The sequence below is a fragment of the Algibacter pectinivorans genome, from assembly GCF_900112595.1.
GTDB classification, from domain to species: domain Bacteria; phylum Bacteroidota; class Bacteroidia; order Flavobacteriales; family Flavobacteriaceae; genus Algibacter_B; species Algibacter_B pectinivorans.
The window spans coordinates 112104-129711 of record NZ_FOMI01000011.1; the positions used below are offsets into that span (position 1 = coordinate 112104).

General features: G+C 33.2%; 11 protein-coding genes. 9 read left to right on the forward strand and 2 right to left on the reverse strand.

Annotation, left to right across the window (positions count from 1 at the left end):
• Positions 1 to 747: 747 nt before the first annotated feature.
• From BMY96_RS14660 to BMY96_RS14680, 5 genes are all read left to right on the forward strand, one after another.
• Positions 748 to 2958, forward strand: a complete 2211-nt coding sequence (locus tag BMY96_RS14660) for an NADP-dependent isocitrate dehydrogenase (protein WP_092853527.1) — start codon at positions 748 to 750, stop codon at positions 2956 to 2958.
• Positions 2959 to 3031: 73 nt separating this feature from the next.
• Complete coding sequence (locus BMY96_RS14665; protein WP_092853529.1) at positions 3032 to 5407, forward strand: TonB-dependent receptor; 2376 nt, start codon at positions 3032 to 3034, stop codon at positions 5405 to 5407.
• Between the two features lie 4 nt (positions 5408 to 5411).
• Positions 5412 to 6227 carry a DUF4249 domain-containing protein gene (locus BMY96_RS14670; RefSeq protein ID WP_092853547.1) on the forward strand — a complete coding sequence of 272 codons (816 nt, stop codon included), beginning with the start codon at positions 5412 to 5414 and terminating at the stop codon, positions 6225 to 6227.
• 62 nt (positions 6228 to 6289) lie between these two features.
• On the forward strand, positions 6290 to 7111 hold the full coding sequence (murQ, locus tag BMY96_RS14675) for an N-acetylmuramic acid 6-phosphate etherase (RefSeq protein WP_092853531.1): 822 nt from the start codon (positions 6290 to 6292) through the stop codon (positions 7109 to 7111).
• Complete coding sequence (locus BMY96_RS14680; protein ID WP_139205270.1) at positions 7095 to 7331, forward strand: DUF6095 family protein; 237 nt, start codon at positions 7095 to 7097, stop codon at positions 7329 to 7331. Before murQ ends, BMY96_RS14680 begins: the two co-directional genes overlap by 17 nt.
• Positions 7332 to 7389: 58 nt before the next feature.
• Here the strand turns inward: BMY96_RS14680 and BMY96_RS14685 are convergent, their stop codons facing one another.
• A complete protein-coding gene (locus BMY96_RS14685) occupies positions 7390 to 7890 on the reverse strand; it encodes a DinB family protein (RefSeq protein ID WP_092853535.1) in 501 nt (166 codons plus the stop codon).
• Between the two features lie 168 nt (positions 7891 to 8058).
• On the opposite strand from BMY96_RS14685, the gene BMY96_RS14690 reads away from it, so the two are divergent.
• From BMY96_RS14690 to BMY96_RS14700, 4 genes are all read left to right on the forward strand, one after another.
• Positions 8059 to 12000, forward strand: a complete 3942-nt coding sequence (locus BMY96_RS14690) for a hybrid sensor histidine kinase/response regulator transcription factor (RefSeq protein ID WP_245750663.1) — start codon at positions 8059 to 8061, stop codon at positions 11998 to 12000.
• A 137-nt stretch (positions 12001 to 12137) separates the two neighbouring features.
• Positions 12138 to 12278, forward strand: a complete 141-nt coding sequence (locus tag BMY96_RS16050) for a hypothetical protein (protein WP_175473588.1) — start codon at positions 12138 to 12140, stop codon at positions 12276 to 12278.
• Between the two features lie 163 nt (positions 12279 to 12441).
• Complete coding sequence (locus BMY96_RS14695) at positions 12442 to 13896, forward strand: SUMF1/EgtB/PvdO family nonheme iron enzyme (protein WP_092853537.1); 1455 nt, start codon at positions 12442 to 12444, stop codon at positions 13894 to 13896.
• A 12-nt stretch (positions 13897 to 13908) separates the two neighbouring features.
• The gene (locus BMY96_RS14700) at positions 13909 to 14763 is read left to right on the forward strand and encodes a T9SS type A sorting domain-containing protein (protein ID WP_092853539.1); all 855 of its coding nucleotides are present in this window, start codon (positions 13909 to 13911) and stop codon (positions 14761 to 14763) included.
• A 45-nt stretch (positions 14764 to 14808) separates the two neighbouring features.
• Here BMY96_RS14700 and BMY96_RS14705 read toward each other — a convergent pair whose 3' ends face one another.
• The gene (locus BMY96_RS14705; protein WP_092853541.1) at positions 14809 to 17244 is read right to left on the reverse strand and encodes a helix-turn-helix domain-containing protein; all 2436 of its coding nucleotides are present in this window, start codon (positions 17242 to 17244) and stop codon (positions 14809 to 14811) included.
• Between the last annotated feature and the right edge of the window lie 364 nt (positions 17245 to 17608).

A 17608-nucleotide genomic window follows, 5' to 3' on the forward strand; every position in this document is an offset into this window, starting at 1 on the left:
AACTAGTTGATATCTAAACCCTTAATAATTTGTTTTTATTGCATTGTGATGGTATATTTACTACAGAAATAAATGACAACCTTGGTTGGTTTCGCTTCAACAACGAATTTGCATAACTTTCTAAATAAGGTAACGTTCTTATAAAATTGTTTTTGAGGTTTAATTATACCACGTGTATGCGTGAGACTGTAAAAAAAACCATGACATTATAAAAAGTGGCATTCGTACAAGCAGATGCAAACTAGTATAATGGAAAGCTTAAAAAGCAGTAAAACCGAAAGTGATTACTGTAATGCAAGCAATGCTAATAGCAGATTTAACACGAAAGTGAAGAATAGGTTAATAGCATCAAGAAAACAATTACAGAAACATAGTAGTAATAGATCAATACATTTTGAAAATTACAATTGTGTTTCATTGAAATAACAATTATTTGTACCGAAGGGGTTTAGATGAATATTTTAAACACACTTAAGTAGTAATACTTAATAGGACTTATAAAGTTATTTCTAAAAAGCCATATCAAAGGAGATTAACTTCTGCAGTGATATGGCTTTTGTTTTTTATTAAATTAGCACTCACACTACGCTATATTGATTTTACTCTAAAAGTTATTACTTTCTTTATTTTTCAACTTAAAATTGACCATTTTAAAAGGTCATTTTTTGTATATTCGCACGCGAAAACGTTATCGTAGGACGTTTTCGAGACTTAACTAAAATAATAATTCAAAAAAAAGCGACACCAATGTCTAAAATCATTTACACAAAAACTGATGAAGCTCCAGCTTTAGCAACCCGCTCTTTATTACCTATTGTTCAAGCGTTTGCTAAATCTTCGGGTATTAATATTGAAACTAAAGATATCTCTTTAGCAGCACGAATTTTAGCTGTGTTTCCAGATTTTTTAAATGAAGACCAGCGTGTTCCGGACGATCTAGCCATACTAGGCGATCTTGCCAAAAAACCAGAGGCTAATATTATAAAATTACCAAATATTAGTGCGTCTATCCCGCAATTAAAAGCAGCAATAAAAGAATTACAAGATAAAGGATTTAACATTCCTGATTATCCTAACGAGGCTAATACCGATGCAGAAAAGGATATTAAATCGCGTTACGACAAAATTAAAGGAAGTGCTGTAAACCCTGTATTGCGTGAGGGTAATAGTGACAGGCGTGCTCCTAAAGCTGTAAAAAATTACGCTAAAAGAAATCCACACTCTATGGGAGCTTGGACCAGCGATTCTAAAACCCATGTTGCAACTATGAGCGAAGGTGACTTTGCACATAACGAAAAGTCGGTTACATTAAACGATGCCACTAGCATTACTATAGAGCATACCGATGCTAAAGGAAACACTACTGTTTTAAAAGATAGTTTTACCTTACTAAAAGGAGAAATTATTGATGCAACAGTAATGAATAAAAAAGCATTACTTAATTTTTTAGAAGAGCAAGTAGAAGATGCTCTAGATAAAGGTGTATTGTTTTCATTACACATGAAAGCAACCATGATGAAGGTTAGTGATCCAATTATTTTTGGTCATGCCGTTCGTGTTTTCTTCAAGGATTTATTTGAAAAGCATGGAAAAACTTTCGATGAAATTGGAGTAGATGTTAATAATGGTTTTGGCAACTTACTTGAAAAATTAAGCGATTTACCTGAAGATAAACGCGACGAAATAAGAACAGATATAAGATATGCTTTAGATCATGGAGCAGATTTAGCCATGGTTAACTCAGACAAAGGTATAACAAACCTGCATGTACCTAGCGATGTTATTATTGATGCCTCTATGCCGGCAATGATTCGTACTTCTGGGCAAATGTGGAATGCCGATGGTAAACTTCAAGATACCAAAGCTGTAATCCCAGATAGTAGTTATGCTGGTATTTACTCGGCAACTATAGATTTCTGTAAAAAGAATGGTGCTTTCGATCCTACAACCATGGGAACTGTTCCTAATGTTGGTCTTATGGCGCAAAAGGCCGAAGAATATGGTTCTCACGATAAAACTTTCGAAATTCCAGCAAATGGAACTGTTAAAGTAATTGATGCTTCTGGAAATACTCTGTTAGAACATACTGTTGAAGAAGGTGATATTTGGAGAATGTGCCAAACTAAAGATGCACCAATTCAAGACTGGGTAAAATTAGCAGTTACTCGTGCAAGAGCTTCTGAAACTCCAGCTGTATTTTGGTTAGACGAAAAAAGAGCTCATGATGCAGAAATTATTAAAAAAGTAAACACATACTTAAAAGACCATGATACTTCTGGTTTAGATTTAAGAATCTTAACACCTATTGAAGCAACTAAGTTTACTTGCGAAAGATTAATAAAAGGACAAGATACTATATCTGTTTCTGGAAACGTATTACGCGATTACTTAACAGATTTATTTCCAATATTAGAAGTAGGTACTAGTGCAAAAATGTTATCTATTGTGCCTTTAATGAATGGTGGTGGTTTATTTGAAACTGGTGCTGGTGGATCTGCTCCAAAACACGTACAACAGTTAGTAGAAGAAAATCATTTACGTTGGGATTCTTTAGGGGAGTTTTTAGCATTAGCCGTTTCTTTAGAGCATTTTAGTTTAGTAAACAACAACGCAAAAGCTAAAGTTTTAGGTAAAACATTAGATGATGCTACCGATAAATTATTAGAAAACAGCAAAGGCCCATCAAGAAAGGCAGGCGAGTTAGATAATAGAGGGAGTCATTTTTACATTGCGATGTATTGGGCTCAAGAATTAGCAAATCAAAACGATGATGCCGATTTAAAAGCTGAGTTTACACCTATTGCTAAACAACTGGTAGAAAACGAAAATACAATAGTTAAAGAACTAAACGGTATTCAAGGTAAACCTGCCGATATTGGTGGTTATTACGAACCAAATGAAGATTTAATTAACAATGTAATGAGACCTAGCAAGACATTTAATGCTATCTTAAGTTAATTTAATCTTAATGAAATTTCAAAAAAGCTCCTTTTAGGAGCTTTTTTTATACTTTTATAAAAAAAGCTGTTAAATGAAATACTTCTTTTGTTGGTGTATTTGCGCACTAAGTTTAGCTATCAATCCTCTTAATGCGCAATCAAAATATACCTTAAGCGGAACCATTTCCGAAGAAAAAAGCAATGAAACCCTAATTGGTGTAAATATTATTTTTCCCGAAATTTCTGCTGGAACAACCACAAACGAGTATGGATTTTACTCCATTACCGTTCCCGAAGGTACCTACACTATAGTCATTAGTTACCTTGGCTATACAACAATATCTGAAACCATAACCTTAACAGAAGACATTACTAAAAATTTTAATCTTGCTGATGCCTTAGAGAGCTTAGACGAAATTGTTATTACAGAAAACATTGAAAAACTAAATATTAGAACGCCACAAATGAGTGTTAACAAGCTCACTTCTGGTACCATTAAAGAAATTCCAGTTGTTCTTGGCGAATCCGATATTATAAAAGCCATTACCTTACTACCCGGAGTTACTTCTGCCGGCGAAGGTGCCTCTGGCTTTAATGTTCGTGGTGGTGCAGCCGATCAAAACTTAATTCTATTAGACGAGGCTATCATTTACAACTCTTCCCATTTATTTGGCTTCTTTTCTGTTTTTAATCCGGATGCTATTAAAGATTTAAAACTTTATAAAGGTGGTATTCCTGCGCGTTATGGCGGTAGGGTTTCATCGGTTTTAGATATTTATCAAAAAGAAGGTAACAGCAAAGAGTTTCATGCAAACGGTGGTATTGGTATTGTATCTAGCAGATTACTTGTTGAAGGTCCTATAGAAAAAGATAAAGGCTCCTTTCTTTTAGGCGGACGCTCTAGTTACGCACACTTATTTTTACCACTTTTCGATATTGATAACAAAGCCTACTTTTATGACCTTAACACAAAACTTAGCTATAAATTAAACGATAATAATAACATTTACCTTTCTGGATACTTTGGAAGAGATGTTTTTAAAATTGAAGATACTTTTGAGAATACATACGGTAATGCGGTTATAAACTTTCGTTGGAATCATTTATTTTCTAATAAATTATTTTCAAACCTTTCGTTAATTTATTCGGATTACGACTATAATTTAAGATTGAATTTTGTTGAATTCGATTGGGTTTCTGGCATTCAGAATTTCAATTTAAAATATGATTTTAAGCATTACCTAAGCAATAAAATTAAACTACAATATGGTTTAAACAGTATTTATTACCGTTTTAATCCAGGTGAAATTACTCCAACAGTAGAATCTTCAGGAATTAATCCTTTTAAGCTAACAGACAAATACGCCTTTGAAAATGCGCTTTATTTAGATGCCGAACATAAGGTTTCAGATAAATTAGCCCTATCATACGGCCTAAGACTTAGTAGTTTTACGCGTTTAGGACAGGATGAATTAAATATATACGAGAATGACCAAGCTGTTTTATTTAATGACGATTTTAAAATTTATGAAAAAGCAGAACCTATAGCAACAGAAACTTATGAACGTAGCGATGTTATTGAAAGCTTCTATAATCTTGAACCTAGAGGGTCTTTATCCTACCAACTAAATACTAAAAGTTCGGTAAAACTGAGCTATAACCGTATGGCTCAATATATACACCTGCTTTCTAACACCAGCTCGCCTACTCCTTTGGATATTTGGACACCAAGTGGTAAATATGTAAAACCGCAATTACTTGACCAATATGCCATTGGGTACTTTAAAAATTTTAACGATAACGCCTATTCTTTAGAACTGGAAAGCTTCTATAAAGATGTTAAAAATAGAATAGACTACATTGATGGCGCAAATTTAATAGCTAATAATGCTATTGAGCAGGTTATACTAAATGGAAAATCTAGAGCCTACGGGTTGGAACTTTTACTTAGAAAAAACGAAGGTCGATTTAAAGGTTGGTTGGCCTATACACTATCTAGGTCTGAGCAACAAACTCCAGGAAGAACAGCTAACGAAATAGGTATAAATAACGGAAATTGGTACAAAACACCTTTTGATAAAACCCATGATATTTCCATAACTGGTAATTATCAATGGAATGAAAAATGGAAAATAAGTAGTAATTTTCTGTTTCAAACAGGACAGCCTGCAACATTTCCGAATGGCCAATATAGTTACAACGGATTAAGCATCCCCAATTACAGTAACAGAAATTCAGATCGTCTTCCGGCATACCACAGACTTGATATAGCTCTAAATTACAAACCTAAACCTAATAAAACTAAAGGTTGGCAAGGCGAATGGGTATTTGGCTTTTATAATATTTATAACCGAAGAAATGCGGCTTCCATTTCATTTGGACAAAACGAGACTACAAATGCTAATGAAGCAACCAGATTATCCATTTTTGGTATTGTTCCATCAATATCATATAATTTTAAACTTTAAGAATATGCGAAAAATAGTTATAATATTCATTATTAGTTTACTAGTTACATCCTGTGAAGATGTAATTGATGTTAATTTAAATACAGCCGACCCAAGATTAGTAATTGATGCGTCCATACTCTGGAATACTGAAACAACAGGAAGTACACAGTTAATACAACTTAGCCTAACAGCGCCTTATTTTAGCGACACTATTCCTCCTGCAACCGGAGCCACAGTAACAGTTACAGATTCAAGCAATGAAGTATTTAATTTTACCGAAGAAGACGCCACTGGAAAATATATAAATATTGAATTTACGCCCAAAGAAAACGAAGACTATACCCTAACCATCCTTTATAACAACGAAACTTACACGGCCACAGAAACCATGACCTCGGTTGTGCCTATTGAATATGTAGAGCAAAAAAACGATGGTGGTTTTTCTGGAGAAGAAATAGAAATAAAAGCCTATTATCAAGATCCGGCAGAGGTACAAAACTACTACCTATTCGACTTTTTTGTTGTAGATAGAGAAACAGCGTCTATTGAAGTTTATGATGACGAGTTTACAGATGGTAATGAAATTTTCGCTTTTTATTCTAATGAAGATTTAAAAGCCGGGGATACCCTTGTTATTAGAAATTCCGGTATTTCTCAACGTACCTACGAGTTTTTTAATATACTATTACAACAAACCGATGATGATTCTGGAGATCCTTTTCAAACCCAACCTGCAACTGTAAGAGGTAATTGCATAAATCAAACCAATCCGGATAACTATCCATTGGGTTATTTTAGAGTTTCAAGAGTCGATACATTCAACTACGTTGTTCAATAACCTTGTATAAAACTATAACCATTTCCTATTTAGTCCACTAAATTTTTATGTATTTTTAACCCATGAATTTCATAAAAACCACCGAGCAAGATTCCAACCACAACCATTTAGAAAAAATGAGTGTTTCGGAATTGCTAATTAATATCAACAAAGAAGACAAAACCGTACCGTATGCTGTTGAGCAAGCATTACCGCAAATAGAAGCCCTTGTTGTTCAAATTGTAGATAAACTAAAAAATGGCGGACGCTTATTCTATATGGGCGCCGGAACAAGTGGCAGACTTGGGGTTGTTGATGCATCAGAATGTCCTCCTACATTTGGAGTGCCTTACGACTTAGTTATCGGGCTTATTGCTGGCGGCGATTTGGCAATAAGAAAAGCGGTAGAATTTGCTGAAGATTCCAAAACTCAAGGTTGGAAAGATTTACAGGAACATCGAATAAACTCTAAAGATGTAGTAATTGGTATTGCTGCCTCAGGAACAACACCCTATGTTATTTCTGCTTTAGAAAAATGTAATGAAAACAACATTATTACTGGTTGTATTTCTTGTAATAAAAATAGTCCACTTTCTAATGTTTCAAAATTCCCTATAGATGTGGTTGTCGGTCCAGAATTTGTAACAGGCAGTTCTAGAATGAAAGCCGGAACAGCACAAAAATTGGTACTTAACATGATTACCACTTCAACCATGATTCAATTAGGTCATGTAAAAGGCAACAAAATGGTAGATATGCAACTAAGCAATAACAAGCTTGTGGACAGAGGTGCTAGAATGATTATGAAAGAAATTAACGTGTCTAAAGCCGAAGCTTTAAAACTATTAAACGAACATAAAAGCGTAAGAAACGCAGTAAAATATTATAATGATGGAAGAGCATAAAACAGATAAAACCGTATTGTTTCAAGGAATAAAAACATTAGTGTTTGCAGCATTAAGTCTGCTTATGGGACCTGTTTTACTAAGTTTTGCTTTTAGTAAACCGGATGATAAACTTTACATGCCGCTTTTAATTGTGGGGTGTTTAATTTGTGCCTTTGCTATTTTTCTAATTTTTAAAGGCATCAAATTAATAATGAACAGTATGTTCAAGAAGAAATAATCTCGATTTATAATCTGGTTTGGATTAATACGTTTAAAAAACATACTTTTTCTATAAATTATTTCAAGGTTTCCTGTTTAGGGGTTGTTGGGTTATATCCAAAATCCTTATCATTTAAAACAATTCCTAAATTATCCAAAATATAGTTTATAATAGCATAATGGTGTATAGTATGGCTGTTAGCTTGTGCTAATAATGCGCCGTAAGTATAAGCTATTTCTGTTTTTCCTAGTCCTAAATCATCAATTACAATAACATTATCCGTTATATTAAAAGCTATAGTATTCAATTTATCAACAATAAAACTATGGTAATCTCGTGCACAACAACAATCGGACTCCACAGATTTATTTCTACTTCTTGATGTTAAATCTATCCCGTTTTCAGGATTTTCATTAAAAATACAATCATAAAAATCTAAAATATGCCTAATATGTGTACCTATACTAGAATGATAAGGTGGTACTGAAGCATCACAGAGCTGTAAATTAGACAAGTTATCTAATAAAATCCTAGATTTTTGAAGGGTTTTTAAAGTAGAGTCAATAATAACGTTCATAAACACTAAAATAGTTAAAAAAAATTTAAATAAACTAAGGATTTTTAGTCTTGATTCTACGATTTCCTTACAACAAAATTTTAAAACCCTGAATTTTAATTAGATAAAAAATATCACTACCTTGTTTTAATTTAAATAATATAATAATATTCTAATTATAACTCTAGTTTGGTACGTCGTTATTATAAAACCTTTTATATTCCCTTTGTATATTTATTGTTTTACTACTGTTTTCTAAATGCACAAGATAGTATTAGCTCTTATATAGATCCTGTTTACCCTCAAAAGCAATTTTCGTTTAAAACCTTATCTATTAATAATGGTTTATCACAAAATAGCGTTATAAGTATCGCACAAGATAGTATTGGATATTTATGGATGGCTACCCAAGATGGTTTAAATAAATACAATGGTAGAGATTTTAAACATTACAACAAACAGTTTGAAGATATTACCAGAGCGACATTTAGCAGGCTTGGTAAAATTTACATAGACAAGCAAAACAGACTCTGGATTATTACACACTCAGGTAAATTAGAACTTTACCAACCTAAAACCGACGATTTTAAACCTATAAAACTACCATTTGAAGCGAGTATCGTTTTTCAAGATAAAGACTTAAATTTATTTATTGGCTCTTATGATAAAGGTCTTTATAAAATTGATGCAAAAACTAAAGATACCATTCAAGTTTTTAAAAATGAAGAAGTACACAAAACCGTTTACAACATCCTCGAGCATGAAAACAGCTTATATGTTGCCACCTCTGGTAGTGTATATAAATTAAATAAAGATAACACCTATAACAACATAAAGGTTACAACCACTCGATCTACAAACTTTAGCGTTTTAAAAACAAACGAAAAGAACGACATTTGGCTGGGTTCCTTTGGCTCAGGTCTATTTTTTAAATCTAAAGACAGTGACTCATTTACCCAATATACATCGCCAGAGCTTCCCAATAACCTAAATATTGAAGACTTATTAATTGATAGCAGAAATAGGCTATGGATTGTTACCTACGGCAACGGCGTATATCTTATAGATTTTAAAACGAATACCATTAAAAACTTTAAAGCTAATAAAAACAATCCGTTTGCAATTCATTACAACGATATGCTATGTTTATACGAAGATGCTACAGGAATTATTTGGTTTGGGTCCGATGGTACAGGGGCTAGTTATTACGATACGCACTTAATAAAATTTAATATTTTAACTAATAACCAAGTTCCAAAAACCGTAAACGTAAATATGGTTAGATCTATAACCACGGATAGTCTTGATAACATCTGGATTGGAACTTCGGGTAAAGGTTTAACCGTAGTAAACCTAAAAACGGACACTTATAAAACCTATACAACAGCTAACACTCCTTTGGCAAGTAACAGAATTATTAGCCTAAATTTTATAGATAAAAATTTCTGGATTGGGCATCAAGGATACGGACTAAATATTATTGAAAGTAACGGGAACTATAAATACTACCCCGAAATTTCAGATTTTACAATTTGGCGTATTATTAAAACAACTAACAACCAAGCTTGGTTATGTACAGAACGTCATGGTGTTTTATTATTTGATAAAAACAGAGGCATTTTAAAACAATACAACACTAAAAACTCAAAATTACAATCCAACAATATAAGAGCTTTAACTATCGATGATAAAAAAAATATTTGGATTGGAACAGATGACAAAGGCTTATATAAACTGAACACCAAAACAGATGAAATTAATAAAATACCAATTGTATCTAACAAAATAAAATCACTTTACAGCAACAGTAGTATACTTTGGGTAGGCACATTTGGAGATGGATTAAAAAAATATAATATCTTAAAAAATACCGTTACCACTTATACTGAAAAAGAAGGACTACCTAACGATGTTATTTACGGAATTCTACCCGATAAACACCAAAATTTGTGGTTAAGTACAAATAATGGCCTAAGCCAATTAAAAACAATTAATGGTAAAGTACAATTCGAAAACTTTAGTTCTTATGATGGCTTACAGGCTAAAGAATTTAATACAGGTGCTTACTATTTAGACAAAAAAGGTACTTTAATGTTTGGTGGCTTAGAAGGCATTAATTGGTTTCACCCTGGGCAACTAACTTTTAACACGGTAAAACCTAAAACTATAATTTCTAAATTAGAAATCTTCTCTAAACCTAGAGACCTCACTGAAAGTTTAAAATTAAAACATAACGATAATACCATAACGTTTACTTTTTCTAGCCTGCATTTTTCGCAACCCGAACGAAATGCCTTTAAATACAAACTCGTAAATCATGATAAAAACTGGATAGCTTCAGGAAACACTAATATAGCGCATTATACCAATTTACCTCCTAACACGTATACCTTTCAAGTGATTTCGAGTAATTATGATGGCATTTGGAATTACGAACCTGCAACCTATTCATTCACCATAAATAAACCTTGGTATTTAAGCAACTTAGCCATTATAGCATATGTTGTTTTAGGTGTTTTAATAGCGTTTGCAGTTTATAAATATCTTAAATGGCGCTGGCTTATTAAAATGCAATTGCAATTTGAACATAAAGAAACCGCACGCTTAAAACAATTAAACGGCTTTAAAACTAAACTTTATACAAATATTTCTCATGAGTTTAGAACACCGCTTACCTTAATAACTGGCCCTATTGAAAAACAATTAGGCAATCCAAAACTATCAAAGTCCGATAAAACAGAATTAGAATTAGTACAACGAAACTCTAAACGTCTTTTAAACCTAGTTAACCAGCTACTCGATTTATCTAAACTAGAAACAGGCAACTTAACCTTATCGGTAAGTCAAGGTAATTTAGGTGTTTTTCTAAAACAATTAGTAAAAGCATTTCAATTTAAAGCCAAAGAAAAAAATATTAATTTCTCCTATAATATAATGCCCATCGAAAATGCTTGGTATGATAAGGATGTTATCGAAAAAATAGTAACTAACTTATTAGCAAACGCCATAAAATATACACCAAAGGAAGGCACTATTAATTTTGATGTTTCTATTCAAAAAGGACAAATTATTATTACAGTTATAAATAATGGGAATACTATAAAGACTGAAGACATTGCCAAACTTTTTCAGCGGTACTACCAAAATAGTAAATCTTCCGATGGCATTGGTATTGGTTTATCTTTGGTAAAGGAACTCATTGTACTATCGCACGGTAACATTGTTGCAAATGCTTTAAACAAAGACGACATTCAATTTACAATCACCCTTCCGGTAGAGCGTTCTTTCTTTAATTCTTCTGAAATTGTAGACGATAGTCTTCCTTCTAAAAATGAAACATTACCAACCTCTCATTTAAATAATGTAACCAAACCATCTAACAAACCATTAATGCTAATTGTTGAAGATGATGAAGATATCCGCATATTTCTAAAATCCATATTTAACGATTTATATACCATTGAAGATGCTATACATGGCGAATCTGGAATTAAAAAAGCTATTAAATTTGTACCAGACATTATTATTAGTGATATTATGATGCCTAAAACAAACGGTATAGAATTATGTAATACCTTAAAGCAAGACGAACGCACAAGCCATATTCCAATAATTCTACTAACCGCCAAAAGTGGAAACGACAATGAAATTGAAGGTTTAAAAACTGGAGCAGACGATTATGTTGTAAAACCCTTTAACACCGAAACCCTTAAAATTAAAGTAAAAAACCTTATTACGTTAAGGCAACAACTGCAACAACGCTATACCAAAAGTTTAGAGTTAAAAGATATTGCAACCACAACAATTGAAGAAAAATTTTTAATTAAACTTAAAAACGTTTTAAACGAAAACATTACAGATCCAGCATTTACATCGGCAGTTTTTAGCGACAAAATGCTTATGAGTAGAATGCAACTTCATAGAAAATTAAAAGCGCTCACAGGACAATCAACCACCGAACTAATTAGAACCGAACGCTTAAAACTTGGTAAAGAATTACTACTAAATTCAGACCTATCTATTTCAGAAATTGGCTATCAAATTGGTTTTAATACACCGTCGTATTTTATAAAATGTTTTAAAGATACGTATAATTGTACACCTTCAGAATACGTTTCAAGCCAGCAATAACAAAGGTTTTAAGACCATGTTACATATGTAGCATACTTTGTTACATATTTGATATCCAAACATTTACTTTCCTTATAATTTTACAATCAAGATGTCTTTAACATCATTGCTTTTTTACAAATGAATTAATAATAGTGATGACTAATAAATCCAATGATTTAAATACAGATGACAACCAAAACATCTATTTAAGTATAGATCATTTAAAAAAAGGACAATATTTATTAAATATCATGCTTAACAATAAAATTATAAAATCGATAAAATTGAAGAAATAAAGATGCTATTAATCAAGTGAGGAAATTGGGGATAATGAAGATGTAACCGTTGGATTTATTCCCTTTTTTAAAATTAAAACCAACAACACTTTTTTTGCTCCAAATCTCTCCCTAGTCTACTTTTTAATATTCAAATATAAATTAATCAAATAAATTTATTAAAATGAAATTAAAATTTACATTAACATTAGCATTGCTTTTTTGCTTTTTAAGTAATGCTAACAATATTACAGTAAGTAATATTTCTTTGGAAAATCTTAACGAACCTGAATGGGTGCAAATCGAGTTCGATTTAAGTTGGGAGAACTCTTGGCGCCTAAGTGCAGGACCTTCTAATTGGGATGCCGCATGGGTATTTATTAAATACCGAGTAAATAGTGGAGATTGGCAGCACGCCCAATTAGCACAAACAGATTTTGTGGCTGCATCCGGCAGTACTATTGATATCACCGAAGATGGTGTTGGTGCCTTTATTTATAGAGATAGCGATGGTAGTGGCGATTTAGATTTACAAGGCATAAGACTGCGTTGGGACTACGGTTCAATAGACCCGAACGATATAATAGACATACAAGTTTTTGCTCTAGAGATGGTATACGTACCAGAAGGACCATTTTCTCTAGGAAGCCCAGGAACAGAGGTTGGCAAATTTTATTCATGGACCACCAATAATCCATATCGAGTAGAATCCGAAAATGCAATAACAGTAAATGGAGGCTTAGGGAACCTTTATTATAACAATCCTGCAGGTGGATCAAATCCTGGTGACCAATTAAGTCCTATTCCGGCAGCATTCCCAAAAGGTTACCAATCCTTTTATTGCATGAAATATGAAATGACTCAAGGCCAATATGTTAGTTTTTTTAACACGTTAACCCCTGCACAGAAAATTGAAAATGATATTACGGGAGCTTCCGGTAAAAACCAAGACACTGAGGTTTACCGGAATACAATTGCTTGGGAAGAAGGCAGTACTACGGCAACAACAACATCGCCAGACCTACCACTTAATTATGTAAACAATTATATATTATATGCTTATTTAGATTGGTCTGGACTTAGACCAATGACAGAATTAGAATATGAAAAATCCTGTAGAGGCCCTATTACCCCAAAAGCCGATGAATTTGCTTGGGGAAATAGTAATATTGCAGACACTGCTTATAATATAGTTAATATATCTCAGCCCAATGAATTAGTTACAAATCCAGCAGTAAACACCGGAAATGCTCATTATAGTAGTACCAATGGTACTACATCTGGCCCTAAAAGAGTGGGAGCTTTAGCTGCAAGTGCTTTAAATAAAACAAGAGAAGAGACAGGTGGTAGTTATTACGGTATAATGGAATTAACCGGAAATTTATACGAGCGTTGTATAACGGTTGGTAACCCAGAAGGTAGGGCTTTTACATCCGTACACGGAGATGGCGAAATATTAGTAAACGGACTAGCCAATGTTACCTCTTGGCCCACAGACAATACAGGTATAGGATATAGAGGTGGTTCATCTTTTAATGGTATTGCAATTATTAGAGTATCCGATCGATATGATGCAGCTTCATCACTTACAGGGTCTAATAATAGACTTGGATTTCGTGGGGTAAGAACAGAAGATTAATTCATTGGAAACATGACAATTCAAAAATTATTTGCAATAACCGCATTGCTACTACTAGGGCATCAACTTAACGCTCAATATACAGGTGGAATAGATGATGGCAGTGACTACTCTTACCTTATTGGTAGTAAGCTTTCCGGAGAAATCGCCTCTTTTTCGGTGCTGTACCAAGGAAGTTCGGGAGATGGCTTTGATAGTCAACGGAATCAAATGGTACTATCAAGTTCAAATTTCCGAATTTACAATGGTAATACAGGCGATGGATTTTCTAGTAAAACAGCTGCTTTGGTATTAAAAGGAAGCTTAATTGCAAGTCTATACACAGGAAATAACGGCGATGGATTTTCCAATAAACGATATCAAACCATATTAAATGGTAACGATTTAAGTATTCTATACACAGGAAATAGTGGGGATGGCTCAACATTTTTGGTTAAAGAAAATCTATTCCTAAAAGGGTTTATGCTACAAATTTTTAATGGTGGCAACGGCGATGGTTTTGCTAACCTATTAAGTTCTAACAATTATCTATCTGGGCTTATGCTAACACTTTACAATGGTGGTAACGGAGATGGCTTTGCAGTAAACAAATTAACCTCTGCACTCACTCTCGATATCATTGAGAAACTTATAGAGATGGATGTACTACTCTACCCTAACCCAGCTAGTAACATTGTAAATATTAAGCCCAATAAGCAGACTAGTATTACTTCTATTACTTTGTATAATGTATCAGGACAAGAAATAGAGATTAGCCTAAATAACGATAATACTATTAATGTTAGTCACTTATCAGATGGTGTTTATCTTTTAAATATCATTTCTAATAAAGGAGAAATCTCAAAAAAATTAATAATTAAGCGGTAAAAATCAAAACCACCAGAAACATTCAGTTTGCAAAAATAAAATCTGTTACTTAGATATATCGTTAATAACCAATCGCAACTCTCCATAACTATATTTATCATCTAACTGATGTTTTAAATCAGATAGGTTTTCAAATTTAGTTTTGGGGATTATTGCTTTTAGTTCGTTATAAAATTCTATCGACATTAAATCGGTTACCTTAATTTCACCGGTATCAATAAAACTCGCTAAATGTCCAAAAACAGTGTTCTCATTCAATTCACGACTATTAGCAATTTCAGTAATGGTTTTACCCGATTTAAAAAGCTGTAAAGATTCCTTTTTGGTATCGCCCTTTACTCGCTTTGGTTTCGATTCCTCAAACAAATCTACTTCCTCAGAAGTTTCAATATCATGCTCATCACAATAGGCTTTAATAACCTTTAAAATAGCAGCTCCATATTTATCAACACGGGTTTTACCCATGCCGTTAACCTTCAATAATTCTGCAGTATTAGTAGGCAAAACTTCACACATTTCGTACAATGTTTTTTGAGCAAATATTTGGTAATGAATTAAGTCTTTCTCTTTAGCAATATCATTTCTAAGGATTCGTAATTTCTCAAAAAGCGCAACATTACTAGTCCCTTCAACAACCGATTTTCTAGCCTTCTTGGGCTTCTCTTTACCAATAAATACCGATTTAGCCCGAAGCTCTAAAATTTCTTTTGCGGTAAAACCAGACGACAGCCCTTTAAAGTAATACAATTTTACAGCCAATAAATCCTCTAAAGCATCTAGATGCTTTGTAATTTCGCTGCCTACAGCTTGGTTATCGGTAGTAAAAGTAAAACTCTGTAAAGGCTTAGCTATTTTTGATTCCGAAATATCTAAAAAATAGTGCACACCCTTTTTAAATCGTTCTTGTATAATAGCACTCTGCTCCGGTAAAGTGTCAGATTCTGCAAGTGTTTTTAATTGCGCATTAAACCCATTTGCTACTTTTAAAAAATTAGTAACGGTGTCTTTTATAGGTACAAAAGCATCATCAATAGCACCTTTTATAACAGTTCTATTTTTATAAAAAATATCTAGTATCCTATTTATAGGATATAGAAATGGGTAAAACCCAAAAACTTCAGCAATTAAATCTAACTGAAAACTCTTTTGAGAATCAACTAAAACAAGATCATCTGGCGCATTCTGCTCTGCATTTTCATTAAATGTGGTAACATTACCATCGCTTATAATTTGGCTTGAGTTAATTTTGCTTTTAAGCACTAAACCCTCTAACGATTTACACCTACTAAGCGCTACATAAGTTTGCCCATGTGCAAAAGCACCCTGGGCATCAATAATGGCCTTTTCAAAAGTTAACCCTTGGCTTTTATGTATGGTTATACTCCAAGCTAAACGCAAAGGCATTTGGGTATAACTCCCTATCTTTTCTTCTGTTATAGCTTTAGTTTCGGCATCAACAGTATAATTAATATTCTCCCAAATCTCTGGAGTAACATTTATGTTAAAATCATCATCCGGACAATGCACAACCACTTCATCCTTATCCAACAAAATAACCTTACCTATTTTACCATTAAAATAACGCTTTTCGGGGCTGCTATCATTCTTTACAAACATAACTTGAGCCCCAACCTTTAACTCTAATGCCACATTATTAGGATAAGCATATTCCGGAAATTTACCATCAACCACAGCATTATAAGTATGGATTTTAGTGGTTAATTTAGCTAACTCCGCCCTATTTGTTGCTTCAGCCTTATTATTATGTGTTGTTAAAGCAATGTACCCAGCATCCGGTTTTGGCATAAAATCAGGAACAAAACGTTTATTCAGCTCCGCCGCAGCAGCTTCACTTAGCCTATTGTTTCTAATTTCATTTAAAATTTCAATAAACTTGGGGTTTTCCTGTCTATATATATGCTTCAACTCAATGGTTACGGCGTTACACTGCCTATAAGCCAAACTACTAAAAAAGAAACCATTAGCATAAAACGGTTTTAACAACTCCCATTCTTGCTCCTTTATCACAGGCGATAATTGTTGTAAATCTCCAATCATTAAAACTTGAACACCACCAAAAACCCTATTACGATCCCTAAACCTACGTAACGTTTTATCAATACCATCTAACAAATCGGCGCGAACCATACTAATCTCATCAATCACCAAAAGGTCCATCGATTTAATAATATTAATTTTAGTTTTGTTAAAGCGCCTATTAAAACCTTTACCAGCATTTAAATCTTCGTTTGGCAAAATAGGACCAAAAGGCATCTGAAAAAAAGAATGTATAGTAACACCTTTTGCATTTATAGCCGCAACACCTGTAGGCGCAACTACTACTAAACGCTTTAGGCAACTCATTTTTAAACGATGTAAAAACGTAGTTTTACCAGTACCCGCCTTACCCGTTAAAAAAATGGATCGGTTAGTATCGTTAACAAACGACCAAGCCAAATCTAATTCCTTATTTTCACTCATCAAACAATTAAAATTTTAAAGGTTTAAGATACTAATATTGAATTATTATTATGGCGGGTTTTAAAGAAAAATTAAAACCGCGCTATCCACTATATCTTTTTATTAGTTTCATTTAGAATTAAAACGTCGTTCCCCTAGACAACTTTTGGTTATACACCAGGCAAATTACCACGCCAACCATAAAAAGGATGCCGTTTCTATCGCTCCCGCAGCTATCTGCCAGAGTTAGTGTTTAGCCTAAGTTATTCCATTTCAACTTAAATATAGGTCAAAAAAAAATCCTCAACAAATAAATGTTGAGGATTAAAAAAGGCAACGACTCTACGCTCCCCTAATGTAGTACCATCGGCGCTGATAGCGCTTA